Below are 284 nucleotides of genomic sequence, written 5' to 3' on the forward strand. Positions count from 1 at the left end.
CCTGGCATTGGCGATCAGTGACCGCGGACCGGACGCCGGCCTGTTCGCGCTGGACGGTATCAATGATTGCCTGGCCGGAAAAGACGAGGACGGCCTCTTGCTGATCGCCGAGCAGAAAAGCCTGATGTACGCGTCGCCGTTGATGACAGCGCTGCAACCGCAAAACAATGCCTGCGCCTGCCTGCTGAACAAACAGCAACGCGGCCTGCGCTACCGAGGGTTCAGGCGCACGACGCTGACACACTGGTCCACCGAGTGGCTGTTGCACGCCGTTGAGCAATTGG

At 62.0% G+C, this 284-nt stretch carries 1 protein-coding gene; it reads left to right on the forward strand.

What is annotated here, in order from left to right; translation table 11 throughout:
- Positions 1–284, forward strand: a 284-nt coding sequence (locus AC0L3U_RS39240) for a hypothetical protein (RefSeq protein ID WP_473365097.1), incomplete at both ends; no start/stop codon positions are given.

Source organism: Bradyrhizobium sp. Kon69 (assembly GCF_055807515.1).